Raw genomic sequence first — 24,841 nt, 5'->3', positions numbered from 1 at the left:
AACTGGTAATGGCTTTTTTCAACCACTTTAGTTCGGGTTAAGCTAAAGATAATGCAAATTTAATAATTACCTAATCTGCTCATGTATGCTATTCTTTTCGAATCTCTCCAATCGTATACCGACTATTTCTTTGCCTTAAAAGCGTCAATTCCACTTTGAAGGAAAGCAATATATTCTGTAACGTTATAGTTTGCGCCTGTTTTCGGAACCAATACGGTTCCAGATGAATCGACGATCACGTATAGTGGTTGTGAATTGCTGTCGAAAGCTGATGCTTGGAAATCACTGTTTTTGTTTCCTATAGTTTTGATTTTTTTGCCACTATATTTTGAAACGAATTGTTCGTTTGCCGGTAATTCTGTTTTATCATCGACAAATAATTCAGCCATAATAAACTCTTCTTTCAATAGTTTGGCAACTGCGGGATCAGTCCATACATTGGCTTCCATTTTTCGACAATTGACACAATTCCAGCCTGTAAAATCAATTAATACCGGTTTATTCTGTTCTTTTGAAGCTGCGAGAGCCTCTTCATAATCATAATAAGGATCAAATCCTTTTGGTGTGCCCCGTTCATGAAAGATCTCAGCGTATTTTTTAACCTTGCCATCATTGTGTGCAGGAGTGGCTGCCATTCCTGCCGACAGGTCAAAGTCCTGTGTTGCCGAAGGTGGCAAGAAGGCTGAAATTGATTTTAGCGGAGCTCCCCATAGGCCTGGAACCATATAGACAACGAAGGAAAATACAATGATTGCGAGAATAGTTCTCGGTACAGAGAGGAATTTTAATTCGCTGTCGTGTGAAAACTTGATCTTTCCAATAAGATATAAGCCCATCATACTAAAGATAGCAATCCATAGCGATAAGAATACTTCTCGATCCAGCCAATTCCAATGGTAAGCCAAATCTACATTTGATAAGAATTTCAGCGCCAGTGCGAGCTCTAAGAACCCAAGTACAACCTTTACCGAATTTAGCCATCCGCCTGATTTGGGTAGGGATTTTAGCATCGATGGGAACATCGCAAACAAACCAAAAGGAATTGCAAGAGCTATAGAAAAACCAAGCATACCGACTGCTGGACCTAAGCGTTCTCCTTTTGAAGCTGCTTCGACCAATAAGGTGCCAATAATGGGGCCAGTACAGGAGAAAGAGACCAGTGAAAGGCTAAATGCCATAAAGAAAAGTCCCACAAGACCGCCTTTGTCGGATTTGGCATCCATTTTATTGACGAAAGAACTTGGTAGCGTGATTTCAAAAGCACCAAAAAAGGACGCGGCAAAAACAACCAATAACAGGAAGAATAGGAAATTAAATACCCCGTTTGTCGATAAAGCATTCAAGGCATCTGAACCGAAGGAAATCGTAATAATCATTCCCAATGCGACATAAATCACAATAATAAAGAGGCCATAAAGGAGAGCCTTACTGATACCGCTTGCGCGGCTTCCAGCCTGTTTTGTGAAATAACTTACGGTAAGGGGGAGCATTGGAAATATACAAGGCATGAGCAGCGCTGCAAAACCTCCTACTAAGCCGGCAATAAATATGCTCCAAAGTGATTTCTTTCCCGTTTCTGAATTGCCTGAGGAGGCGTTTATTTTAGCTGGCGCGATTTTACTGCTATCCTGGCTAACCATCGTGTCGGGTGAGGCTGTAAAATTAAGGTCTTCCGGTACTGCTTCAACTGCATTAGATGTATCCGGTGATGATTCAAATTGAAGTCCTTCTGTACTTACTAAGCTATCTTGAGTCGATGCAAGCGCCGCTTTTGTTAATGAAAGACTGAAAAATGCAATAAGAAGTAAAATGAATGTATTTTTTAACATGTGTATGTATTTCAGATGTTAGGTTCAAAAATAAAAAAAGGCGATGAGAATCGCCTTATTAATTTATCCGTATAGAATCATTTTTACTATTTGATTGTCACAGCAAAAGCATATTCATCTGGAGGAAGACATTGTGAAGCGTCACATGCTTGCCACTCGACTGTACCTTTAACTGTTGCAGTACCTTTGTTTAAAGTTACTTTTTGTTGAAATATCACTTCATTTGTAAAGTAACCTACATCCATTTTAAATACGTCTTCATGTTTGATTTTTGGTTTTGGCTCAGCAGTTTTGCCAACCACGGTATAATCAGCCGCTTTAGCAAAGGTGAAAGAAGTTGGAATAGGTCCACCATCTTTTATATTTTGTGAATAAATGTGCCATCCATTTTGGATGGTAGCTTTTACATATACGACAGCTTCTTTGTTATTTAACTTTTTGCTGGCCACTGTCCATTTTACTGGTTTGTGAATTTGAGCGAATGCTCCCGTAACTGCAAAAATCACTGCAGTCATTAACAGTATTAATTTTTTCATCAGACTTTAATTTGTTCTTTCCTTTTTCCGCTACAATTATTGCAGTGTGTTATTTTATTAGATACGCTGGGTGAATAAAGGTTTAATCACGCTTTTGACAAAGTTAGAACAAAGCTTTGATATTTCTAAAATGGGTTCTCCTTTTTTTGTAAAAGATTAAGAGATAAGATGTGTAATCTCTTTAATGTCAAATTCTTGTAATCGGTTATCTAATAAAATCTTTAGTTTACCTTCGGCAGATACCTGCTGAATGATCCCTTTTCGCTCGCTTCCTGCGATCAAAAATGGTTTTTCTTCGCCTTTCCAGAATAATAATTCGTTGTATTTGTTTAGTTGATAGTGGGATCCTTTGTTAAAAAGGTTCAAATATTCCTGTTGTATACTTAGATACAACTCATGCGCTAAATTCTTTATGTCGTAATCGGCTCGATCGGTTAGGCATGCTAAAGAAGTTATTGTTGATGTTGTGTCAAAATTAGTTTGATTAATATTAATCCCTATTCCTATGATAGCGCTATTGATATTATGGCCTTTTAATGAATTTTCAATTAAAATGCCGGCTATTTTCTTTGAATTGATGTAAATATCATTGGGCCATTTTACGGCTACAGGCTGCTCAATTTTAGTTTTTAACCAGTTGGCGGTTGCAATGGCAATGCTAGCCGAAAGTGAGAATTGTTGCGCTATTGGTAAGAAATAGGGCCTTAAAAGGATAGATGTCGTGAGATTCTTCCCCGGTTCACTGATCCATGAGCTTCCTCGCTGGCCTTTACCTTGGAACTGTTCTTCTGCTAAAATGGCAGTCCCTTCCGCTAGTGGCTTGAATTTTGACAATAATTCCCTGAGATAATCGTTTGTAGAGGCGACTTTGTCAAGATATATTGTATTTTGGCCAATGATAAGTCCCGAAATATTGTTATTTTGCAAACTGAAAGTATTAAATAAATATTAAGTCAAAACTATCATATTTTTTAATGAGTAAAAATAAAAGTACAGAATTGTCCCAACGTCTATCAGAAATTATCGTTTACGGTATGCAAGAAAAGAAAGCAAACGAGATTGTTCGTTTGGATTTAAGAGATCTTCACAGTTCTGTTTCTGATTATTTTGTTATTTGTCATGCTGATTCCAACATTCAGGTCAATGCGATAGCAAAAAGTGTCGAAGACGAAGTTTACAAGACATTTGGTCAAGAACCCCAGTATAAAGAAGGACAATCAAATGGTGAGTGGTTGATTTTAGATTTTGTGGATGTGGTTGTACATATCTTTAAGACCGAAAAGCGAGCGCATTATGGTATCGAAGATTTATGGGGAGATGCAGAGATTCAGCATTTCCAAAGCGCCTAATTGTCTTCAATTAAAATTTATCAAGAAAATATAATTACGATATAATGAAAAAAATCCCGAGTAGTAAGGTAAGCCCAAAACCGCCAAAATTTAATTTTGTGTGGCTTATGATTGCCATGTTTTTAGGTTTTTTTGCCTTACAGTACGTTTTTGGAGAAAACCCAGCTAAGGAAATTAGCTATAGCGATTTTGAGACACGCATGTTGAACACGGGCTCTGTAGAGCGCCTTGTCGCTTATAAGAAGAATGATCTTGTAGAGGTTGAGGTGTATCTGAAGAAAGGCTGGAAGGATAACCCTAGTTTTAAGGATGCTGTAAAGACCTCCGATCCTTTACCAAGTTTATCTGGGCAAGAGGACAAAGGACCACAATATATTTTTAAAGATGCTTCTCCTGATGTTTTGGAGAAAAAGTTAGCTGCCTCGCAAGCTGAGTTAGCACCTGGTACACCAAAGGTACAATTAACGTATGATGACCGTTCTAATCCATGGGCTAGCTGGTTTATCACCTTTATGTTGCCATTATTGGTGTTGGCTGCGATCTGGATTTTCTTGATGCGCCGTATGGGCGGAGGTGCCGGCGGTGGTGGCGGTGCTATCTTCAATATTGGTAAATCAAAAGCTCAATTATTTGATAAAGAGGCTCAGATCAATATTACATTTAATGATGTGGCGGGTCTTGAAGAGGCGAAGCAGGAAGTGATGGAAATTGTCGATTTCTTGAAAAATCCGCGTAAGTATACAAATCTTGGAGGTAAAATTCCTAAGGGAGCATTGCTTGTAGGGCCTCCAGGAACAGGTAAGACATTGCTAGCGAAAGCTGTAGCTGGTGAGGCTCAAGTGCCATTCTTTTCACTTTCGGGATCCGACTTTGTGGAAATGTTTGTGGGAGTGGGTGCATCTCGTGTTCGTGATTTATTTAAACAAGCTAAAGAGAAAGCGCCTTGTATCATTTTCATTGATGAGATTGACGCAATTGGCCGCGCCCGTGGCAAGAATTCAATGATGGGTGGAAATGACGAGCGTGAAAATACGTTGAATCAATTGTTGGTTGAGATGGATGGCTTTGGCACGGATTCGGGTGTTATTATTTTAGCAGCTACTAACCGTATCGACGTATTGGATACCGCATTGTTGCGTCCGGGACGTTTCGACCGTCAAATTTCGATTGATAAGCCAGATTTGATCGGACGTGAACAAATTTTTAAAGTGCATCTTAAGCCGCTGAAATTGTCGGCTGAGGTTGATGCCAAAAAATTATCTGCACAGACTCCTGGTTTTGCAGGAGCAGAAATTGCCAATGTATGTAATGAGGCCGCACTTATTGCTGCCCGTAAAAATAAACCGGAAATTGATATGCAAGATTTTCAGGATGCAGTTGATCGCGTGATCGGTGGTCTTGAGAAAAAGAATAAAATTATCTCTCCGGAAGAGAAACGTATTGTGGCTTATCATGAAGCTGGGCATGCTATTGCTGGCTGGTTTTTGGAACATGCAGATCCTTTGGTTAAAGTATCTATTGTTCCACGCGGTGTGGCTGCTTTGGGATACGCACAATATCTTCCCCGCGAGCAGTTTTTATATACGACCGAGCAGCTTATTGATAGCTTATGTATGACCATGGGTGGTCGTGTAGCTGAAGATATTACTTTTGGAAGGATTTCAACTGGTGCTCAAAACGACTTGGAGCGTATTACGCAGCTTTCGTATGCAATGATTGCGATATACGGTATGAATGATAAAGTGGGAAATGTTTCTTTCAGAGACAGCTCGGAGGCATCGTTCCAAAAGCCATATTCTGACAAAACGGCAGAGTTGATTGATGCAGAGGTTCGTAACTTGATCAGCGATGTTTATGCACGTACTAAACAGTTATTGCTGGATAAACGTGAAGGACTGATCAAAATAGCCGAGAAGCTATTGGAAAAGGAAATCCTCTTTCAATCGGATTTAGAAGAGATACTAGGGAAGCGTCCATTTGAAACCAAAACTACTTACGAGGAGTTTGTGAATGGTGCCGATGGTGGTGGTGTGCCACAAACAGATTTACCCTTAGATATTCATCCTGACGAAGCGCGATCCAGCGATGGTCCGAGTTCAGACAATCCGTCAAAAAAATTGAATTAATTTGAATGTTGCAGCGCTAGATGATTCTAGCGCTGCATTTATATATTTGCGCCATGAACGTGAAGAACGCAACTGCAAAGGAGGTAATGTTAAAACGGGTACGTCAGGCATTACTACAAAAAAATGATAATCCCCATCCGAACTTTAAGGAAACTGCTCTTTACCATGATGAAGATGAATTAGTGGATCTTGTTTTTGTGCGTGAATTGACCGCTGCGGGAGGCAAATTTCTATATTGTGATGGCGAGATTGGTCTGATTGAAAATTTGATTTCGTTGACCGAAGTAAATAGCATTAAAAATATCTATGCTTGGGAACAAGGTATTCAGAATTTACTCAGTCCTTATGGTTTTCCCTTTTTGAAAACAGAGAAGGATTTTGAATTGGCAAATGCCAGTATCACCTCCTGTGAGGCTTTAATAGCTCGTAATGGAAGTGTTATGGTGAGTAATGCAAATGCTTCCGGACGTCGGCTGAGTATATATCCCCCCATTCATATTGTCGTTGCCAAGGCTTCGCAATTGGTCTGGGATTTGAAAGATGCTTTGGCTTATATGCAGAAGCGTTACGGTCAGGAGATTCCGACAATGATCTCTACCATTACTGGTCCGTCCAGAACGGCTGATATTGAGAAGAGGTTGGTTTTGGGAGCACATGGCCCAAAAGAACTTTATGTTTTACTTTTAGAGGATCGATTCTAGAAATTATTATGCTATTAACTTATTTAACAGAAACGCCTGTTGCGAGTATTATCTTTTTTTTTACGATCGCCATTAGCGTCTATACTTTTTCACACGAACAACTTTTCGGCAAACTGATGTTGCATCCCTACAGTATTGCCCGCAACCGCAATGTCTTTACGATCCTGACCAGTGGTTTTGTACACAAGGATTGGGGACATCTGCTGTTTAATATGCTTACTTTTTACTATTTTGGATTTGGTTTAGAAGGTATACTTGCTGCTGCAAGTCCCTTTGGTCATATCTTATTTGCTGTTATTTATGTAGGCAGCTTGATTCTGAGCGATATACCAACGATCGTACAGCAGAAAAATAATCCAGGTTACTATAGCTTGGGTGCTTCAGGTGCTATCTGTGCGGTGCTGTTTAGTTATATTCTTTTCGATCCTAAGGTGACCATTGGGGTTATGATGATTATTCCAATGCCAGCTTACTTATTTGCATTTCTGTTTTTAGGTTATTGTGTATGGGCCTCCAAGAAGGGACATGACGGTATTAATCACGATGCTCATTTCTTTGGTGCGCTGTCGGGACTAATCCTGACGATCATCTGTTTTCCTTGGGTTGTCAAACATTGTCTGGCACAGTTCTAAAATTTTCCGTTCCAGGTTTCCCGATCTAAATTTCTGTATTGGATAGCTTCAGCAATATGGTGGTTGTCGATTGTAGCGCTATTTTCCATATCGGCGATTGTGCGGGCAACCTTCAGTATTCTATCGTATGCTCTTGCGGATAGGCTTAGACGCTCAATTGCAGTTTTGAGCAATTTCCTTCCGGCTTCATCAATCTGACATATTTCTCGCGTTAATCGGGTACTCATTTGCGCATTACAATGTACGTTTGGGAAGGATTTAAAACGTTCTTTCTGGATTTCGCGTGTCTGAATGACCCGACGGCGCACCGTACGGCTATCATCTACAGAGCGTGTCTTACTCAGTTCGTCAAATAGCACGGGGGTGACTTCGATGTGCAGGTCTATACGGTCTAAAAGTGGCCCTGATATTTTGCTTAGATAACGCTGCACGGTGTTAGTGCCGCAGATGCATTCTTTCTCTGGGTGATTGAAATATCCACAGGGGCAAGGGTTCATGGCAGCAATCAGCATAAAACTTGCGGGATACTCGACGGTAAGTTTAGCCCTTGATATCGTAATTTGACGGGATTCCAGCGGCTGACGCATGACTTCGAGGACACTCCGTTTAAATTCTGGCAATTCGTCAAGGAATAATACGCCATGATGAGATAAAGAAATTTCACCCGGCAATGGATTTGAGCCGCCCCCTACCATGGCTACATCGGATATTGTATGATGCGGAGAGCGAAAAGGCCGTGCAGTGACGAGAGAGTCTTTCGCCTTTAGATTTCCAGAGACAGAGTGTATTTTGGTCGTTTCTAGCGATTCGTCCATATTGAGCGGGGGAAGGATCGTTGGTAGTCTTTTTGCCAACATGGTTTTTCCTGCGCCTGGCGGACCTATTAAAATAAGATTATGTCCACCGGCTGCTGCGATTTCCAGCGCTCGTTTGATATTCTCCTGTCCTTGTACATCAGAGAAATCGACATCGTAAATGGCCGTATCATCCTGGAAAAACGTTTGTATGTTAACTTTTGTAGGCTCGATTGTTACTGTATTATTGAGGAATCCCACTACTTGGGTCAGATTTTCTACACCAATAACATCGATTTCAGTGACTATAGCTGCCTCTTTTGCATTGGATCTAGGTAATATTATTCCTTTAAATCCTTCTTTGCGCGCCTGTAATGCAATTGGTAGAACACCACGTATGGGTTTAATACTTCCGTCTAACGATAGTTCGCCTAAAATAAGATAGTCTTCCAGATGGATATTTGTAATCTGCCCAGAAGATGCTAATATGCCGATTGCGATTGATAAGTCGTAACTTGAACCTTCTTTACGAATATCTGCGGGTGCCAAGTTGACAACGATCTTTTGGCGAGGCATGTGAAGTTGACAGGAATTAATGGCACTTTCGATGCGTCTTAAGCTTTCTTTAACGGCATTGTCAGGCAGGCCGACGATATAATAATGAAGGCCAGTAGATACGATTACCTCAACGGTAATTGTGCAGGCATTTATCCCATAGACGGCGCTGCAATAGGTCTTATTTAGCATAATTTTTATAATCGATTGATTTAAAGATACTAAAAAATTGAGTAAGTTAGTAATTGTGGGGTGAAATATTGATATCAGATATAAGATTACCAAAAAAATCATTATATTGTTCATATAGTCCCCTATTAATAATAGATAAAAAGCATTGTTTGGCAAACGATTTGCTTTGATAATTGTATTATTAACGAGGACTATATTCGTCTTAATAGAATTAGAACTTTAAAACAAAAAGAAATGAATGACACAAGTAAAGTAGCTTTGGCGTTGTTAGCCGGTCTTGCCGCGGGTGCCGCTTTGGGAGTTTTGTTTGCTCCAGACAAGGGATCAGATACAAGAGATAAAATAAATGATTCATTGAGCGATTTGAGTGATGCTATTCGGGAAAGAGCGGAGGAGCAATTTGATCAGTTGAATGATTTTAAAGAGAAAATTGTTTCTACATTGAAAGGTAAGTTGAATCAGGCAGAAGATGTGCTGGATGATGATATCATCGAACATGCCTAATTTGCAGATTATTCAAAAGAATAATTGGTGTAGAGTACATATTATCAGGCTATTTCGCGACATAGCTGTTTACGATAACTGCACGCTCTTTATAAGTATAGAGTAGTGCTGTGCTGCGGTAATCAGATACAGCGTTTTCGTTTTTTTCGTTATGGGCTGAAGTAGCCTGAATAAATTTTAAATGCATGGAAGAAGAAAAATTTTCACTTAGTGGTACGTTTCAAAAGACCAAGGAGTATATTGACTCCCAATTTAAACTTGTCAAATTAAAAACCATTGAACGTTCTTCTCGTTTAATTGCGAGCTTAGTGGTGGATGCAACTAAGCTTATTTTTAGCTTATTTGTTCTGTTTTTCTTATGTTTAGCGTTAGGTTTTTGGCTCGGTGAGTTATTGGGCAGTTATTCATTGGGTTTTTTGGCAACAGCGGGTATCTTTTTAGTGATCATTATCTTAATACGGGTTTTTGAGCCTATGCTGGAATCAAAATTTATGGATCTTTCCATTCGACGTTTTTTGGCTAAATGGAACGATGAAATTGAAGAAGAAGAGGAAGAAATACGTAAAGAAAAATTTGATAGAGAAAGGGCTACAAATGAACAATAAACAGACCAAAATACGTAATTTACAGGAACTTAAAGCTGAAATATTGCGATTAAAAACATTAAAGAACGAGCAGGAAATCTACCTAAAGGCTCAGTTTACTTTGCTTAATAATAAAATAGAGGCCCCCATCCGTTTTTTCAATACTTTGAAAAATAATATCCCTGGCGCGAATATTATACAGCAGATGTTTGCTAAGAGTAATAATCCAGATTCTGATTGGTTAACAAAGATTTTACGTATCGGGGTACCCTTTGTAATGAACAGATTGTTTCTAAAAAATACAGGTGTTGTTAAAAAGGCGCTCATGTTGCTGTTATCAGAACGTGCAGTAGGCCAAATCAATCAAGATAAGATTAGTGGTCTTATTGGAAAGTTAACGAGTTTTATTCGACCTAAAAAGAAGAAAAAGAATAAATTTGCTCAAGCGCAAAATTCAGCGATAAACGATGAAGTCAATGAATACGGCATTCCTTCTTATAGTGAGACTTATTAATGAGGTGTTATTTTTGCTATTTGGCGACTTATTTTTGCAAAAAATCAGTGTAAGCGAGTTGAATACCCTCCCGAAGGTTGACTCTGTGCTTCCATCCGAGTGCATGTAGCTTTGATACATCCATGAGCTTGCGCGGTGTACCATCGGGTTTGGAACTGTCGAAAGTAATATTACCTGTGTACCCAATTACATCTTTAATCATTTCTGCGAGATCCTTTATACTTATATCTTCACCTATACCGATATTTACAAATTGCTTTTCGTTGTAATGATTCATTAAGAAGACACAAGCGTCTGCTAGGTCATCAGAGAATAGAAATTCTCTTAAAGGTGTTCCTGTACCCCAGATAACAACCTCATCTAAGTTATTGGCTTTCGCTTCATGAAATCTTCTAATCAACGCCGGTAACACATGTGAATTTTGCGGATGGTAATTGTCGTTAATTCCGTAAAGATTTGTTGGCATTACGGATATATAATTGCAGCCGTATTGATCCCGGAATGCTTCTGCCATTTTTATACCTGCAATTTTGGCGATTGCATAGGGTTCATTCGTCGGCTCTAGGGTGCCTGTTAGCAACATGTCTTCTTTTAAAGGCTGGGGGGCCATCTTTGGATAGATACAGCTGGATCCTAAGAACATTAACTTTTTAATATTATTGTCGTAGGATGATTTGATGACGTTATTTTGAATGGCTATATTTTCGTAGATAAAATCAGCGCGATAGGTATTGTTAGCCATAATCCCACCAACCTTAGCGGCAGCGAGAAAAACATAATCAGGTCTTTCTTCCTTGAAAAAGTCAGCTACTGCTTGTTGATTGCGCAGATCTAATTCTTGAGATGTCCTAGTAACGATGTTGCTGTATCCCAGTTCTATTAATTTGCGATGTATTGCTGATCCGACCATTCCTCGATGGCCTGCTACGTAAATTTTAGCGCCTTTTTCCACGATAAGTTATTGAGTTTTGCAAACTTAGATAAATTGCTTTTTATATGCAATATAAATCGCCCGTATGAAAGTGATTTATTGATTGCTCTCTCTTTAGTCTATTGGCTTCATGATTTTTCGCCAATCAATGGTATGTTTCCTAGGATAAGATTTATTTTTTTAAGCGGGAATATAAGGTTATTTTTGCGGGATATTTATTGAAAATGGGAAAGGACAAACTACGTAAATTTGCTGAAGTTGCTACTTTTGAAAATGTAATTCAACTGGACGCAGGCAAAGAATATAAAGGAAAATGGGCTGAGAAGCAATTTGGTAACAATAATCCGGTTGTTTTGGAGCTTGCTTGTGGTAAAGGTGAGTACACTGTTAATCTAGCAAGATTGTTTCCGGAAAAAAATTTCATCGGTATCGATTTTAAAGGTAATCGTATTTGGCGTGGAGCCAAGACAGCTTTGGAGGATGGCATTCGGAATGTTGCTTTTCTTCGAATACAAATTGAGACTATTCTTGAACATTTTGCTGAAAATGAAATTGATGAAATTTGGATTACCTTTCCGGATCCGCAACCGCAAGATAGTCGTGAAAAGAAACGATTGACAGGGCCAAAGTTTTTAGATCGTTATAAAATCATTATGAAACCTGAGGGGATGATGAATTTGAAAACAGATAACGATGGTTTCTATGCTTACACACTGGAGCAGATTGAGCTACAGAACTTTAAAAAATATAAAGAAACGACGGATCTTTACCATTCAGACTTGGTGGATAACGTATTATCCATTAAAACATACTACGAGCGGAAGTATTTGGCGCATGACAAGAACATTAACTATGTGAAGTGGAGTTTTGAAAAACGATAACGAATAAATTTACTTCAAAATAGAAAGTCTAAACGAAAGTTTAGGCTTTTTTTGTTTTATGGGGTTTTACTGTTTTTTTATTGTATTCTATTAGTTTTCAGATGATTCAAGGTCATTTTTTTTAGGCTATTTTTTTGTTTACTCCGATGTTTAAATAATTTCGATTTATTTCGTTTTTTAAGTATTATTAATTATTTTCGATTTGAAAATAAAAGATAACCAAGGAAACAATGCTTCAAAAGCGTGCCTAATGTGTGAAAATCCTTTTTTAGTGGACTTCAAGGCATTTTAGTAAAATTTTAAATCGTAATAGTGTTGTTAAAAGAAATGCTATTCGAAATAATTGTTAACAAAAAGAAAACATTAAGTTAAAGCAAACTTTTTGTTAGGGATATATTTTTGTGCCAAATTGAAAATTAACAATTTACACCAATAACTATGTTTAGTATTAACCCTATCCAAATTAATCTGCGGCACTCCTCCTCGAAAGTGCTATTTGCAGCACTAGCAATTGCCTGTAATATGGATTTTACGGCAATGGCGGCTTCACTAGGATCTGATCAAGCTGTGCATGCAGTTAAGCAGACCAAGATTAGAGTAAAAGGGCAAGTTGTCGATAATCAGACGAAAGAACCTTTGGCATCCGTATCAATTCTTGCAGCGGGTGTAGTTAAAGGAGCGACTGACCGAAATGGTAATTTCGATATTGAAGTTGAATCAGGAATAGCAATCCGTTTTCAGCTGATCGGTTATGAAGCTGAAACGAAAACTTTTTCGTCTGCCCAATTGAATGCTAAAATTTCTCTGAGTGCGAGATCGGAGGCGCTCAATGAAGTCGTTGTGACAGCACTTGGCATACAGCGTGAAGAGAAGGCACTTGGCTATTCCATAAGCACGGTCAAAGGCGAGGAATTGACGAATGCAATTTCAAATAACTGGACAGATGCCCTCACAGGAAAAGTCGCTGGTTTGAATTTGGTAAAGTCGGGTGCGGGACCTTTGGGATCCAATCAGATTATTCTAAGAGGGGAAACATCTTTTACAGGTGACAATTCCGCATTGATTGTTGTGGATGGGGTTGTCATGGGGGCAAGTGCACGGATGACTGGTAATGGTAATTCGAATTACTTGGATAGTGATTCTCCTGTAGATTTTGGAACATCATTGGCGGATATTAATCCGGATGATATCGAATCCGTTTCTGTACTGAAAGGACCTGGTGCCTCAGCACTCTACGGTGCCCGTGGTGCCCATGGCGCCGTGATTATTACGACAAAAAAAGGGAAAGGTTCTAAGAAAGGGATTGGTATATCGGTTAATTCGAATACGGCGATAGGTACGATTAATCGATGGCCTGACTATCAATATGAATATGGTCAGGGTGCTGTTGATCAGGATCTTTATTATTCCTATGGACAGTCAGAGGATGGGGCAAGTACTTTCAGCACTTCATCTGCATGGGGCCCCAAATTTGATGGACAATATTACTATCAGTACGACCCGAATTTTTACCGTTTGACACCTCCGGAGCGGACATTGTGGAGACCCTATGAAAACAACCGAAAGGATCTTTTCCAAACGGAGCTCACGTCTACCAATTCGATCAGTATTTCTGGTGCCACCGAAAAGACCAGCTCAAGGTTTTCTTATACGAATGTGACGAATAAATGGATTATTCCCAACATGGGCTATAATAGGAATACCATCGCGATGCAGTTCAATAATAAGATTACGGATAAGTTGAGTCTTTCAACAAAAATTAATTTCAATAATAGAGGGTCGGATAATTTGCCAAACAGCGGGTATAACAACCAAAGTTACATGTATTTTGTACGCGGTATTGTACCGAATGTGAATGCGGCTTGGCTAGAGCAGAATTGGATTCCAGGAAAGGAAGGTATTGAACAGATGACTCCGTTTTCTAACCTGTTGGATAATCCAAGAACCATATCTTATGATATGATCAATGCGCAGGATAAAAACAATATTATTGGAAATTTACAGGCCGATTATAGATTCAATAAAGAGTTGAACTTAATGGTGCGGACGGGAATCGATTGGAGCTATGATAAGCGCAAACAATCGAGACCATTTGATACCTATAAGTACGCTTATGGCTATTACAGGGAGCAATCAGTTAACAACCAAGAAATTACCTCGGACTTTTTATTGCAATATAACAATCAGCGTAACACTCAACATAAATTTGGTGCGTCTGTTGGTGGTTCATTGATGCACAATAAGTATATTAAAGATGATGCTTACGCTAACAGCCTGATCTATCCGAATCAGTATAGTTTTGCAAATGCTAGGGAAAAAGTCGTATACTTACCCAATCGCTTAGAAAATGCGGTCAATAGTTTATATGCCTTATTAAATTATAGCTATAAGGATGTGATTTTTGTCGACGCCACGAATCGTATCGATTGGGCGAGTACATTAGCTTCTCCAAAACGAAACGAAGTTAGGCCATTTGTATACCCTTCGCTCAATACAAGTTTTGTTATTTCCCAGTTGCTAAACCTGCCAAAAGCGATAAATTTTTGGAAAGTAAGAGCGTCTTTTGCTCAAGTCGGGAGCGGGGGTACACGTCCGTATCTAAATTCTTATGGCTACCGTAGTGTTGAGGGGACTACGGGGGGGCTTACGAATCCAACTACCGTTCCAGCTGAAAATCTGACCTTTGAAAGTACACGTTCCTACGAATTGGGGACAGATTTTAGAATGTTCAGAGATAGGCTCAAGCTGGATCTCACCGTGTATTCAAATTCTACATTTGATCAGATTATTGAATCTCCAGTAGATCCTTCAAGTGGTTTCAGGAATCAAATTACGAATGCTGGAGAGGTACGTAATAAGGGGATAGAGATTGCGCTTTCTGGCGATATCATGAAGAAGAAAGATGGGTTAAATTGGAATATGTATGGAAATTTAACGAGCTATGATTCGAAAGTCATTTCTATACCTGCAGATCTGCAAGGAGAATTAGTGCTGTCTACGTTGTTTGGTAGCAGAGGATCGATTGTGGCCATCCCCGGTAAACGATTTGGTGATATTTATGGACTTGGTTATGAGCGGAATCAGGATGGCCAAATTGTTTACGAAAATGGACTTCCTGTATTGTCCCAACAGAACATGTATATCGGTAATCCAAACGCAACGACCAAATTTGGTTGGGGGAATGAATTTAAATACAAAGGATTTAGATTTAATTTCTTATTTGATGGTCAATTCGGCGGAGTGGGATATTCTTTGACGCATGCCGTATTGATGGAAGAGGGAAAATTAAAAAAGACAATTCCGGGACGATATAATGGTATTATCGGCGATGGTGTTGTGAAGAATAGTGATGGAAGCTACAGCAAGAATACAGTTGTTGCGTCTGCTGGAGATTATTATGCTAAACATTTTAACCGGGATAATATAGAATCAAATACGTTTTCCACGGACTTTATAAAGCTTCGTGAGGTCAGATTTGACTATACATTACCGAAGTCTTTTGTTGAACGTTTGAAAATTGAGCGCGCATCAATTGGGGTGTACGGAAGAGATCTATTTGTCATGACCAAATGGCCTTCATTTGACCCAGAGTTTGGGTCGCTAAATTCAAGTGGCATTGAGAAAGGCGCAGAAATTGCCCAGTTCCCTTCAACCCGCACAATGGGTGTCAATTTATCATTCTCATTTTAATTCCAGACTATTATGAAAAAGAATATAAGAAAAGGTTTTATTTTTTTGGCAGCCTGTGGGATGCTACAGAGCTGTACAAAAGACTTTGTCGCGATAAATACAAATCCAAATGCAATTTCTGCGGCTGCGCCACAAAGTCTCATTGCGCCAGCTTTACTCAATATGTTAAACACAAATTTATCACGTAATATGCGCATCAACAATGAGCTTATGCAAGTGACTGTAACGGTGAATGATGCATTGGAGATTCAACGGTATGAAATCAGGCCGTCAGAAGCGGAATCTACCTGGTCCGGATGGTACTTACAGTTGACGAATATACGCGACATTTATCGGAAGGCAGGGGAAGGGCAGCAGAAGGGTTACCAGACATACCAGGGTATTTCGCTTATATTGGATGCTTGGGTGAGTTCGTTAATAACTGATATGTATGGCGATGTACCTTATACGGACAGCAATAAAGGGTATAGTGATAGTAATTTAACTCCTGTATTTGATAAACAGTCCGATATTTATGCGGATATCTTTAGAAAATTAGAAGAGGCCAATACGCTTTTGAAAGGTAAGGTTGCTGTCGAATCGACCAATTTAGCGATGGATCCCATATTTAATTCAGATCCTGCAAAATGGCAGAAATTCGGCAACTCTTTATATCTGCGATTGTTGCTGCGTATAGCGCATAAGTCAGAAACCAATGCTGTTGCTAAGATCAAAGAAATATTAGAGACAAATGCCACTGAATATCCGGTGATGCAGAGCAATGCGGAGACAGCTGCTTTATATTACACAAATGTACAGCCTTACATGAATCCTTATTTTAATAGCCGTGACATCGATTTTAATGGAAGCAAAGGCTATTCAGAGTTTTTTATCAATAATCTGCTGGACCTTTCAGACCCACGATTAAAAATCTGGGCCACTGAAGCCACATTAGGTGTATATGGCGGTATGCAGTCCGGATACCAGAGAGGAAATGTCCCCGAGCGCCAATCAACGCTTTTAACAAGTCTAAAAGCCGACTCTCATATGGGAAATATCATGAATTACGCCGAGTTGCAATTTATTATTGCTGAATGTGGTATGAGAGGGTATGCTCAGGTCGATGCGCCTGGCGCCTATTTAAAGGGGGTGAACGCGGCTATGGAATACTGGGGGCTAACAGCGCCAGCATCTTACCTAAGCAGTGCAAAGGTTCAATTGTTGCCCACAGATAGTGATAATGCGAAATTGAAAAAGGTGCATTTGCAAAAATACTATGCGATGCTATTTACGGATTTCCAACAGTGGTACGAATACCGTAGAACCCAATTATTGGATTTATACAAAGGTCCAGGCTTGTTGAATCAAGGGAAAATGCCAGTACGTTTAAATTATCCAACAATTGTACAATCTTTAAACAAAGTAAATTATCAGGATGCTGTGAATCGTATGGGGGGAGACGGGATAAATGAAAAAATGTGGTGGCAACCTTCAATTAACTAATCAATGAAAAAGTTAAAATCAATACTATGCAGTATGTTGGCGATGTCAGCATTGCTGTCCGGCTGTATCAAAGACAACGTCAATGAATCGATAGGTACACTAAATCCTGAAATATCGTTGTATGCGCTACGCAGTCTATATAAAAATGCCGATTTACAGCTTAATGCGTCTTCGCTACAAGGGGCAGAATATATCAAAGCAGTGGTCGTTTCGCATGCGGAAAATAAGAATTTACCGGAAAATACACTTGCTGTACAGAATATTTGGCGAAATCAACGCCGTGGAATATTAGTTCAGGTACCCAATGCGTCTGAATTTAAATTTGGAGATTCGGTTCAGATCAATATTAGCGGTTCAAAACTGTTTAAAAAAGATGGCTTATTAGTTCTTTCAGTCGATAATAATCAACAGCTTAAAGTCTACTCGTCTGGTAATACTATTGCCCCATTGCCTGTTGCTGTTTCCAGTCTAAAGTCGAAGTTTGATGAGTTTGAATCAACCTATATCGATATTACAGCCGATGTTGAACCTGAACCCGCAGCTGGGACAGCGTTGAAAGGAGATAAAATCTTGATGGATGGTGATAAAAATGAGATTATATTGCATACACAAGATAATGCGACATTTGCGGGGGAGTCTATCGCTCCGAGTGCATCATTCAGAGGAATTGCATTCAAGGAGGGCGAAAAGCTACAAGTTAGGATGCAGAGTTATGCTGATATGGCTTATGCCAGCGGTAAGTTATATGCAGGTTGGCCTGAAACTTTTGATGCTGTAGATGCTAGTGTGAAAGGTAGCTATGATATGAAGGATAAAAACGCGGTCTCCTTTCCAACGGGGCAATGGAACCTGTATCAGGCTATTCTAGGAACAACTGCTGGTCGTGATCGTATCGTTTCTGGAAAAAATGCCATCCGTATGCAGCAGAACTTAAGTGTTGATGGTTATGTGCAAATGAATTTTGATGTGCCGAATGGGGCCTCAAAAGTAACGCTTTGGTATGGTTCGTATTACACCGATCGCTCGTGTACGTTCAAGTTGGAATACTCGACCGACGGAGGAACGACATGGAAGCAGACAGGCGAGCCTATTTCGGACGCGCATACAACGACAGAGAGCATGAATTCAAAACAGGCTGTATTCTTAATGAATATTCAGGGGCCGGTTCGTTTTAGACTTACCAAACTTGGATTAGGGACAAGTAACAATGTGATTAATAACGGAAGGTTGGGATTGGATGATATCGCTATTTATAAAAGTTATTGATTTAAAAAATCGATTTTCAAATGGCCTCATTGGATTGTGTAATTCCAATGCGGCTTTCTTATCATCAGCTATTATCTCAGCTCACGGAAAAAATCGTTATCTTCATGATATAACTATAAACGAAGACTTATGAACTTAACAGATTTAGTTACAGGTGGAGTAGGCTCTAAAGCGATAGAGACAATTTCAAAAATTACTGGTGTCAGTGAATCTAAAGCCAAGTGGATTGTAGCGGCGGCAGTTCCTTTGATGATTGCAGCATTGAATTACAATGCGAAAAACAAGGGGCAGGCGGAAAATATTGATAAGGCTATTGACCAGCATGGCAGTAGCGGGATTCTCGATAAAATTGGAGATTTATTTGGACAGGGAGGAGCGGATCAAAAAGTTTCTGAAGACGGTAATAAAATTGTTAACCATATGTTCGGCCAAAATACCGAAGTCGTGACACAGCATATAGCGGATAAAGCAGGCTTGAGTTCTTCTCAAGTTACGGGGGTACTGGCCACACTTGCTCCGATCGTAATGGGCTATTTGGGGCAACAAAAGCAGGCTTCAAGTGGCGGTGGTATTGGCGATCTGATAGGTTCTGTGCTAGGAGGTGGAACACAACAAAATGCAGGTGGCGGTATGTTGGGTGGTATATTAGGCTCTTTTTTAGGCGGTAGCCAAGAAGAACAAGCGCAAGCAACTAAGCAACCGGCATCGGGAGGTGGTGTTACCGACATGTTGGGTGGATTGGCAGGTAGTTTTTTTGATAAAAATAACGATGGACAGGCGAAGGGAAATATTCTTGATTCGATCGCCGGTATGTTTGGCAAGTAAGCTGTGTTCGACTATTATTCGTCATGATAAGAAGCTTGTATGGGATTAAGCTAAGATGGTGCAGATCCTAAACAGGAAGCGGTCGGAAGTTCTACACTTCCGACCGCTTCTTGTTTGTTCAATTTGTATTAATCTTCGGCCGATACTTTCGGTGGAAAATTTTTATGTTTTCTTTTGCTGATTTTATCAATATTGACGGGTTGAGGAACCTTGACATAATATCCTGTTCCGTCATATTCACGCTTATTGGGATTTTCCTTACATGCTGACGAACAGCATCCATCCATTTCCCAGCCGCACTCATCACATTGTGTGAAATGCTCATTACAGGTCGGGTTGGCACAATTGATCATTTTGGTGGTTTGCTTGCCACAGTTAAAACAAGTTGATACCACGGATGGATTGACAGAATTTACATCGACAGTAACGCGATTGTCAAAGACGTAGCATTGACCTTCAAAATCTTCACCACCGGCTTCCTTTCCGTATTTGATAATGCCGCCATGTAATTGATAAACATCCTCGAAGCCTTCTTTTAACAAGAGAGCAGATGCCTTCTCACATTTGATACCGCCTGTGCAGTACGTTAATATTTTTTTTCCTTTATATTGTTCGAGCTCTTTGATTTTCTCCGGGAACTCGCGGAAGTTGTCAATATCTAGGGTAACAGCATTTTTAAAATGACCAACATTATGCTCGTAATTTGAGCGTACATCCAATACAACCACATCCTCTTGGTCTTTCATGGCCAAGAAATCCTTAGGTTCGAGGTGCACACCGGTTTGACGGTTGGGGTCAATTTCTTTCGGATCACGCAAACCAGAGTGAACGATTTCGGCTTTGTAGCGGCAGTGCATTTTAATGAATGACGGTTCTTCGACATCGTCAATTTTAAATTCTGTTTTGTTAAAACGTCCATCTGCATAAATTGCATCCATGTAGCTTTTACATGCTTCAATAGTGCCGGAAACAGTTCCATTAAGACCTTCGTCAGCTACAATGATACGGCCAACTAAACCCAGTGATTTACAAAATTCTAAGTGATCTGATGCAAATTTTTCGGCATCCTCAATAGGGCTGTAACAATAGTACAGCAAAGTTTGATATTGTGTCATGATATTCATTGATACCGCTGCAAACGGCGTTTAATGCTAAAAATAAATTTAGTGCAAAGCTACGAAAAATAATAAGTGGAATAAAATGACCCTCGTCACCTTTTCTTCAAAGGTTCAAGAAGATACTCCAAACCGTTGAGTTTTATTTCATAGAGCGTAGCTAACTGCTGGCCTAGTTTTCCCTTCGGAAAACCTTTTTGGTTGTACCAAACTAAATACGGTTCAGGAAGATTACATAAGGTATATCCCAGGTATTTGCCAAAGGGCATCTTGACTGTAACAAGTTCGGTTAAAATTTCAGAATTTAACATTAGTCTTGAGGTTTTCCATAATTAAGACGGTGCCATAGAGCTTTTAACGCAATGATCCCATGATTGAATAGATTAGGAATGGTCCCATAGTAGTGTTTGAAAATAGCAAAGCGCTCTTTCAAAGATTCCTGATGTCTTTGTTTTGACATCCCGCCCACAAGATACCGGGCTACATATTGCTGTGCATTGACTGATTTTTTAGCCTTTTTGGCACAACGAATAACCCAGTCAATATCAGCACATAATTTATAATTGAGATCGTATGGCTCGGCAATGTCGCGTTTGATATAGATGGCCTGATGGCATATATTCATACCATAGCGAAAGCTTTTCCAGTTAAAATGAGCTGGGACTTTATGTCTCCGTTCACCAACAATATTCCGGTGTTCGTCTATAAGTATAGTTTCGCCATAAAGAATATCGGCGTTGTCACTCAGCTTAGCTAGGTTCTCAATGCTGTTGAGATCATATATTTCATCACCGGAATTTAGAAAAAGAACATAATCGCCTGTTGCTAGGGATAACCCTTTATTCATCGCATCATATATGCCCCTATCTTTCTCGGATAACACGACAGAGATTTTATCGCTATATTTTTGGATAACATCTAATGTACCATCGGTTGATTGCCCGTCTATGACAATATACTCTATATTGTCATAGCTTTGATTGACAACAGATTTAAGAGTGTATTCTATGTCACGCACATTGTTGTAAACGACAGTTATGATCGAAAATTTTGGATGAGCAGACATGTTTTTTATGTATTGAATTTATTCATTTTCTTTTTCAGGAATCGGATGCCACGGTTAAATAACGATCCTTTCCGATGAGCGTAGAAATACTTTATGGCCTCGTAGGCTTGTTTGTTTTCCGAAATTTCCGTCGGAAAATACGCTACAGGATGTTCAGCTAGTGTAACCTGATAGGTTGATTCCGAAGCTGTATGTGTACCCGAACCATCATTGCCTATATTCTGCGTCATTGAATTCCTTGGATACAAAACTAATCCATTTCTTTTGAATACAGAAGCATACCAGCGTATCGCCCAGGAGTTGATCTTTCCGGCCTTAAATTCCTGCACTTGTTTCCAGAAGTTTTCTTTTCCTTCGATACTGAATTGGTGTATCTGCTCGGCGGTAAAATCCGATACAAGTTCATCAATATTAGGATTGAAATGTTGCCAGGCGCGATCCCAGGTTGCCCAGCCCCAACTATTGGCGACGCGAAAAAAGAAGGTCTCAGGCAGTTTATTTAAATCTTTTAGCGGATAACCATAACCGCTGATCTCCATCACTTGATCTTCATCTTCATAACGCGTAAGGGCTTGATTAAAATAATCCAGGGCAAACGCAGAAGTTTCCAGGTCATCTTCTAAAACAATAATCTTTCCATGTGCATTGACCACTTTTGTAACACCATCGATCACATTGGCGGCGAGCCCCCAATTCTCCGCTCGTTCTACGATGACAACCTGCTTGAAGTTCCAGGGCTTATGGATAATTTTTCGGACTTCAGCGACTGCTTGCACAGACTTTTCATTTTTTGCAGCATCCGAATAGATGTAAAGTATAGTTTGGTCTGCCTGTTTATTTTTTTCTAATGCTGTAAGCGTTCTTATCGTATGATCAGGACGATTATAGACAAAAAGGATGACTGGAGCAATACTATTCATGTGTCAAAAGATTGTGTTGAATGCTTTCTGGTTGGCCTGACGAGTTCGATAAACAGCACTCGTTTTTCCAAGTAATCTAAAAACAATAGTTAAATAGCTCTTTGCTTCAAAAAGATCTCCTTTAAAAAATGAAGATGCCATTTTCTTCAGGCTTGCCAATACCGCCATCGAAAAAGCTATTACAAAAGTATAATTGATATTGCAATATTCAGTCAGATGATAGACATATTCGCTTTTCATAAAAGCTTTACGGTCTGTTTTGCGCTGCTGCCTATCGTGATAAGCTTTAGCTTCTTCTGCCAAAACAATGTTTAATCCGTGGTAATTGATGCGGTTGGCATAATCCTTATCTTCCCCGTAATGAAAAAAGATCGGTGCGAAACCGCCGACTTTTCTGATAACTTTGTTGGGGATAAACCAAAAGGCGGCATTGACAAAAGGACAGATCCGATACGAATTTTTGGTGATGGCATCTTTTGTGTAATCAGCAAAGCCATGGTCCAATGTGGCTTCTGTACCATCGTGGTGAATCGGTGAGATAATGCCGATATTGCTTGTATTAACCTTGATTAAATTGGCGATACAGTTCCGATCCACCCAGGCATCTTGGTTGACCAAAAAAGCATAATCATATTCTTCTTTCAATACAATGTCAAGTCCGATGTTGTTGGCCTTTCCAAATCCCAGATTTTTGGAACTTTCTATTAGTCTTATTGTCGGGTACGTTTCTTTTATGATCTGAGTGGTATGGTCTCCCGAATTGTTGTCGACAACTAAAATATCTGTAGGGTAGCTCGAATCCAATAGACTTGGTAAGCACTTGTGGATCCAAGGCTCAAAATTATAAGAGACGATTATGGTGAGAATCCTGGCCATCTATTTTTTTCGGATAACTGTTAGGCAATAGTGGAATAATTCCAACAAAATGCTGGGTTTAAAGATTCTATTAACGATGATGTAGATACCTACAGCAACTCCAATTGTACTGACAAAACGAAGATAGAGGTTAGGAATAGCGGCGGTGGCGTAATGAGCTGTTAGGCAGCTGATGGTCGCCAATAGTGCATAAGCAAAAATATCCCCTAGAAGGTAACGGACTGAATAGTTCATGTACGGTTTGGCTGATGCATACCAAACAAATATCCAAAGGGCGTTTAATCCCGAGGTTAATCCAATGAGCAGTTCTAAACCTAAGGATTTGCCAAAGAAGAGGATAGCGATTTGCAGCAAACCAAAAATGACTATATTTCGCATATATACTTGAGGTTTTCCCTTGCTAATGATGAGGTTAGAAAAAACGTTGCTAACAGAATCAAATGCCGCTCCAATACAAAATATTTGAAGAAATATGGCACTTTGCGCCCATTTGTCGGTGATCGCAATGGAAATGAAATCCTGTGCTACAGTGGTTAAACCCAATAACATGGGAAATGCCAAAAAAGCAGTAAAAGAAATTAGTTTGCGAAAAACCCGAACTTGTCTATCCTTGTCATCTTCTATCTCCTTTAAAATAGGCTGTGTCACGTTATTGACCATATTGGTCAATATATTCTGGGCCATGATGCTCCAGCGATTTGGATTAACGGTGTAACCTAATTCTTCTGCGGTATAATGACGTCCTAAGATTGCCGCATAGATATTTTTATTCAGGTTGATAAAGATGTTGGTAACCAGTATTTTACTGCTAAATCCTAAAATGTCACGAATGGGTCGGAAATCGAACTGGAAAGTAGGTCTGAATTTGGAAAAATACCAGAATCCGAGCATATTAAAGCCACTGTAGGATACAATTTGAATAGCGTACGCCCAATAAGCATAATCTTTATAAGCAAGATAAACCCCGACCACATTGGATACAATAAGTGCAAAAGTGCCTGTGATGACTCTTTCTTTGATTTTTAAATTCCGGAAGAGGTAAGCATTGTGCGCAATACCAAAGCTGCCTAGCCAAAAGGATAAAAAGGTAAATCTACTAAGTTCTACAAGTACTGGTTGATTATAGTATAAGGCGATAAGAGGAGCCGCAAAAAATAAAACAATATAAATAAATGTTCCAATCCCGACACTTGTCCAGAAAACAGCATTATAATCCTTATGTTCAACCTGCTTTTTATTGACGATACCGTAAACAAACCCACTTTCTTGAAAGGCAGAAGCTAGAACGGAAAAGATAGTGATCATCGCTACTAAACCGTAATCTTCCGCTGTTAGTTTACGGTTTAGTAGGATACCGAAACCAAATCCCAAAAGCTGCTGTATGATGCTGGCCATGCCACCCCATAAGAGTCCTTTCGTCGTTTTTGATTTTAAAGAGTCCTTTTCCTGATGAGATGACATGCTAAATTAAAT

The 24,841-nt window shown here is 39.5% G+C and carries 24 protein-coding genes; 12 read left to right on the top strand and 12 right to left on the bottom strand.

The features are described from left to right. Positions 1-122: 122 nt before the first annotated feature. The 3 genes from B2107_RS18705 to B2107_RS18695 form a co-directional block, all read right to left on the bottom strand. On the bottom strand, positions 123-1,829 hold the full coding sequence (locus B2107_RS18705) for a protein-disulfide reductase DsbD family protein (protein WP_293957251.1): 1,707 nt from the start codon (positions 1,827-1,829) through the stop codon (positions 123-125). An 86-nt stretch (positions 1,830-1,915) separates the two neighbouring features. Continuing rightward, positions 1,916-2,365: a protein-disulfide reductase DsbD N-terminal domain-containing protein gene (locus B2107_RS18700; RefSeq protein WP_293957250.1), complete on the bottom strand. Its 450-nt coding sequence runs from the start codon at positions 2,363-2,365 to the stop codon at positions 1,916-1,918. Positions 2,366-2,521: 156 nt separating this feature from the next. Then, positions 2,522-3,292, bottom strand: a complete 771-nt coding sequence (locus tag B2107_RS18695) for a biotin--[acetyl-CoA-carboxylase] ligase (protein WP_293957249.1) — start codon at positions 3,290-3,292, stop codon at positions 2,522-2,524. A gap of 47 nt (positions 3,293-3,339) precedes the next feature. Between B2107_RS18695 and rsfS the strand changes: the two genes are divergently transcribed. The 4 genes from rsfS to B2107_RS18675 are packed head-to-tail and all read left to right on the top strand — an operon-like array spanning position 3,340 to position 7,173. Then, complete coding sequence (gene rsfS / locus B2107_RS18690) at positions 3,340-3,714, top strand: ribosome silencing factor (RefSeq protein ID WP_209578394.1); 375 nt, start codon at positions 3,340-3,342, stop codon at positions 3,712-3,714. Positions 3,715-3,758: 44 nt separating this feature from the next. Continuing rightward, complete coding sequence (ftsH, locus tag B2107_RS18685) at positions 3,759-5,840, top strand: ATP-dependent zinc metalloprotease FtsH (protein ID WP_293957248.1); 2,082 nt, start codon at positions 3,759-3,761, stop codon at positions 5,838-5,840. A 53-nt stretch (positions 5,841-5,893) separates the two neighbouring features. Next, positions 5,894-6,541, top strand: a complete 648-nt coding sequence (locus B2107_RS18680) for a LutC/YkgG family protein (protein WP_293885165.1) — start codon at positions 5,894-5,896, stop codon at positions 6,539-6,541. An 8-nt stretch (positions 6,542-6,549) separates the two neighbouring features. Beyond that, positions 6,550-7,173: a rhomboid family intramembrane serine protease gene (locus B2107_RS18675; protein ID WP_293957247.1), complete on the top strand. Its 624-nt coding sequence runs from the start codon at positions 6,550-6,552 to the stop codon at positions 7,171-7,173. On the opposite strand, the gene B2107_RS18670 is transcribed toward B2107_RS18675, so the two are convergent. Then, a complete protein-coding gene (locus B2107_RS18670; RefSeq protein WP_293957246.1) occupies positions 7,170-8,714 on the bottom strand; it encodes a YifB family Mg chelatase-like AAA ATPase in 1,545 nt (514 codons plus the stop codon). The genes B2107_RS18675 and B2107_RS18670 overlap by 4 nt on opposite strands. A gap of 234 nt (positions 8,715-8,948) precedes the next feature. Here B2107_RS18670 and B2107_RS18665 point away from each other — a divergent pair, with 234 nt between their 5' ends. Continuing rightward, positions 8,949-9,218: a YtxH domain-containing protein gene (locus B2107_RS18665; protein WP_293957245.1), complete on the top strand. Its 270-nt coding sequence runs from the start codon at positions 8,949-8,951 to the stop codon at positions 9,216-9,218. A gap of 49 nt (positions 9,219-9,267) precedes the next feature. Here B2107_RS18665 and B2107_RS18660 read toward each other — a convergent pair whose 3' ends face one another. After that, positions 9,268-9,405 carry a hypothetical protein gene (locus B2107_RS18660; RefSeq protein WP_293957244.1) on the bottom strand — a complete coding sequence of 46 codons (138 nt, stop codon included), beginning with the start codon at positions 9,403-9,405 and terminating at the stop codon, positions 9,268-9,270. Here B2107_RS18660 and B2107_RS18655 point away from each other — a divergent pair. Both B2107_RS18655 and B2107_RS18650 read left to right on the top strand, forming a co-directional pair. Further along, positions 9,404-9,823, top strand: a complete 420-nt coding sequence (locus B2107_RS18655) for a hypothetical protein (protein ID WP_293957243.1) — start codon at positions 9,404-9,406, stop codon at positions 9,821-9,823. The genes B2107_RS18660 and B2107_RS18655 overlap by 2 nt on opposite strands. Beyond that, the gene (locus tag B2107_RS18650) at positions 9,813-10,316 is read left to right on the top strand and encodes a hypothetical protein (protein WP_293957242.1); all 504 of its coding nucleotides are present in this window, start codon (positions 9,813-9,815) and stop codon (positions 10,314-10,316) included. The genes B2107_RS18655 and B2107_RS18650 overlap by 11 nt, the downstream gene beginning before the upstream one ends. Positions 10,317-10,344: 28 nt before the next feature. On the opposite strand, the gene fcl is transcribed toward B2107_RS18650, so the two are convergent. Then, a complete protein-coding gene (fcl, locus tag B2107_RS18645) occupies positions 10,345-11,268 on the bottom strand; it encodes a GDP-L-fucose synthase (protein ID WP_293957241.1) in 924 nt (307 codons plus the stop codon). Between the two features lie 203 nt (positions 11,269-11,471). On the opposite strand from fcl, the gene trmB reads away from it, so the two are divergent. The 5 genes from trmB (at position 11,472) to B2107_RS18620 (ending at position 19,391) form a co-directional block, all read left to right on the top strand. After that, positions 11,472-12,128 carry a tRNA (guanosine(46)-N7)-methyltransferase TrmB gene (trmB, locus tag B2107_RS18640; protein WP_120335169.1) on the top strand — a complete coding sequence of 219 codons (657 nt, stop codon included), beginning with the start codon at positions 11,472-11,474 and terminating at the stop codon, positions 12,126-12,128. Positions 12,129-12,566: 438 nt separating this feature from the next. Then, positions 12,567-15,818 (top strand): SusC/RagA family TonB-linked outer membrane protein, encoded by a 3,252-nt coding sequence (locus tag B2107_RS18635; RefSeq protein ID WP_293957240.1) that lies wholly within the window; start codon positions 12,567-12,569, stop codon positions 15,816-15,818. A gap of 12 nt (positions 15,819-15,830) precedes the next feature. Next, entirely contained in the window at positions 15,831-17,300 is a 1,470-nt protein-coding gene (locus B2107_RS18630; protein WP_293957239.1) for a SusD/RagB family nutrient-binding outer membrane lipoprotein, read from the top strand. Between the two features lie 3 nt (positions 17,301-17,303). Beyond that, positions 17,304-18,566, top strand: a complete 1,263-nt coding sequence (locus B2107_RS18625) for a DUF5689 domain-containing protein (RefSeq protein WP_293957238.1) — start codon at positions 17,304-17,306, stop codon at positions 18,564-18,566. A 129-nt stretch (positions 18,567-18,695) separates the two neighbouring features. Beyond that, the gene (locus B2107_RS18620) at positions 18,696-19,391 is read left to right on the top strand and encodes a DUF937 domain-containing protein (RefSeq protein ID WP_293957237.1); all 696 of its coding nucleotides are present in this window, start codon (positions 18,696-18,698) and stop codon (positions 19,389-19,391) included. 128 nt (positions 19,392-19,519) lie between these two features. Here the strand turns inward: B2107_RS18620 and B2107_RS18615 are convergent, their stop codons facing one another. The 6 genes from B2107_RS18615 to B2107_RS18590 form a co-directional block, all read right to left on the bottom strand. Continuing rightward, a complete protein-coding gene (locus B2107_RS18615; RefSeq protein ID WP_293957236.1) occupies positions 19,520-20,506 on the bottom strand; it encodes a rhodanese-related sulfurtransferase in 987 nt (328 codons plus the stop codon). 95 nt (positions 20,507-20,601) lie between these two features. Next, entirely contained in the window at positions 20,602-20,817 is a 216-nt protein-coding gene (locus tag B2107_RS18610; protein WP_293957235.1) for a DUF3820 family protein, read from the bottom strand. Then, positions 20,817-21,572 carry a glycosyltransferase family 2 protein gene (locus tag B2107_RS18605; RefSeq protein ID WP_293957234.1) on the bottom strand — a complete coding sequence of 252 codons (756 nt, stop codon included), beginning with the start codon at positions 21,570-21,572 and terminating at the stop codon, positions 20,817-20,819. The genes B2107_RS18610 and B2107_RS18605 overlap by 1 nt, the downstream gene beginning before the upstream one ends. A gap of 5 nt (positions 21,573-21,577) precedes the next feature. Next, positions 21,578-22,492 (bottom strand): glycosyltransferase family 2 protein, encoded by a 915-nt coding sequence (locus B2107_RS18600; RefSeq protein ID WP_293957233.1) that lies wholly within the window; start codon positions 22,490-22,492, stop codon positions 21,578-21,580. 3 nt (positions 22,493-22,495) lie between these two features. Beyond that, on the bottom strand, positions 22,496-23,368 hold the full coding sequence (locus B2107_RS18595; RefSeq protein ID WP_293957232.1) for a glycosyltransferase family 2 protein: 873 nt from the start codon (positions 23,366-23,368) through the stop codon (positions 22,496-22,498). After that, positions 23,369-24,829 carry a lipopolysaccharide biosynthesis protein gene (locus B2107_RS18590; protein ID WP_293957231.1) on the bottom strand — a complete coding sequence of 487 codons (1,461 nt, stop codon included), beginning with the start codon at positions 24,827-24,829 and terminating at the stop codon, positions 23,369-23,371. It abuts the gene before it with no gap. Between the last annotated feature and the right edge of the window lie 12 nt (positions 24,830-24,841).

This window comes from Sphingobacterium sp. UBA7855, assembly GCA_002500745.1.
GTDB lineage: Bacteria > Bacteroidota > Bacteroidia > Sphingobacteriales > Sphingobacteriaceae > Sphingobacterium.
The sequence above is the reverse complement of the archived record's forward strand: the minus strand, read 5'-3'. Positions and strand labels throughout refer to the sequence as shown.

Excerpts from the sequence above, each read along its gene's own strand:
- B2107_RS18595 (WP_293957232.1), bottom strand. The coding sequence starts at position 23,368 with ATGGCCAGGATTCTCACCATAATCGTCTCTTATAATTTTGAGCCTTGG.
- B2107_RS18600 (WP_293957233.1), bottom strand. The coding sequence starts at position 22,492 with ATGAATAGTATTGCTCCAGTCATCCTTTTTGTCTATAATCGTCCTGAT.
- B2107_RS18705 (WP_293957251.1), bottom strand. The coding sequence starts at position 1,829 with ATGTTAAAAAATACATTCATTTTACTTCTTATTGCATTTTTCAGTCTT.
- B2107_RS18660 (WP_293957244.1), bottom strand. The coding sequence starts at position 9,405 with ATGCATTTAAAATTTATTCAGGCTACTTCAGCCCATAACGAAAAAAAC.
- trmB (WP_120335169.1), top strand. The coding sequence starts at position 11,472 with ATGGGAAAGGACAAACTACGTAAATTTGCTGAAGTTGCTACTTTTGAA.
- B2107_RS18605 (WP_293957234.1), bottom strand. The coding sequence starts at position 21,572 with ATGTCTGCTCATCCAAAATTTTCGATCATAACTGTCGTTTACAACAAT.
- B2107_RS18665 (WP_293957245.1), top strand. The coding sequence starts at position 8,949 with ATGAATGACACAAGTAAAGTAGCTTTGGCGTTGTTAGCCGGTCTTGCC.
- B2107_RS18610 (WP_293957235.1), bottom strand. The coding sequence starts at position 20,817 with ATGTTAAATTCTGAAATTTTAACCGAACTTGTTACAGTCAAGATGCCC.
- B2107_RS18630 (WP_293957239.1), top strand. The coding sequence starts at position 15,831 with ATGAAAAAGAATATAAGAAAAGGTTTTATTTTTTTGGCAGCCTGTGGG.
- ftsH (WP_293957248.1), top strand. The coding sequence starts at position 3,759 with ATGAAAAAAATCCCGAGTAGTAAGGTAAGCCCAAAACCGCCAAAATTT.
- B2107_RS18655 (WP_293957243.1), top strand. The coding sequence starts at position 9,404 with ATGGAAGAAGAAAAATTTTCACTTAGTGGTACGTTTCAAAAGACCAAG.
- B2107_RS18700 (WP_293957250.1), bottom strand. The coding sequence starts at position 2,365 with ATGAAAAAATTAATACTGTTAATGACTGCAGTGATTTTTGCAGTTACG.
- B2107_RS18680 (WP_293885165.1), top strand. The coding sequence starts at position 5,894 with ATGAACGTGAAGAACGCAACTGCAAAGGAGGTAATGTTAAAACGGGTA.
- B2107_RS18635 (WP_293957240.1), top strand. The coding sequence starts at position 12,567 with ATGTTTAGTATTAACCCTATCCAAATTAATCTGCGGCACTCCTCCTCG.
- B2107_RS18675 (WP_293957247.1), top strand. The coding sequence starts at position 6,550 with ATGCTATTAACTTATTTAACAGAAACGCCTGTTGCGAGTATTATCTTT.
- B2107_RS18670 (WP_293957246.1), bottom strand. The coding sequence starts at position 8,714 with ATGCTAAATAAGACCTATTGCAGCGCCGTCTATGGGATAAATGCCTGC.
- B2107_RS18650 (WP_293957242.1), top strand. The coding sequence starts at position 9,813 with ATGAACAATAAACAGACCAAAATACGTAATTTACAGGAACTTAAAGCT.
- rsfS (WP_209578394.1), top strand. The coding sequence starts at position 3,340 with ATGAGTAAAAATAAAAGTACAGAATTGTCCCAACGTCTATCAGAAATT.
- B2107_RS18620 (WP_293957237.1), top strand. The coding sequence starts at position 18,696 with ATGAACTTAACAGATTTAGTTACAGGTGGAGTAGGCTCTAAAGCGATA.
- B2107_RS18590 (WP_293957231.1), bottom strand. The coding sequence starts at position 24,829 with ATGTCATCTCATCAGGAAAAGGACTCTTTAAAATCAAAAACGACGAAA.
- B2107_RS18615 (WP_293957236.1), bottom strand. The coding sequence starts at position 20,506 with ATGACACAATATCAAACTTTGCTGTACTATTGTTACAGCCCTATTGAG.
- B2107_RS18625 (WP_293957238.1), top strand. The coding sequence starts at position 17,304 with ATGAAAAAGTTAAAATCAATACTATGCAGTATGTTGGCGATGTCAGCA.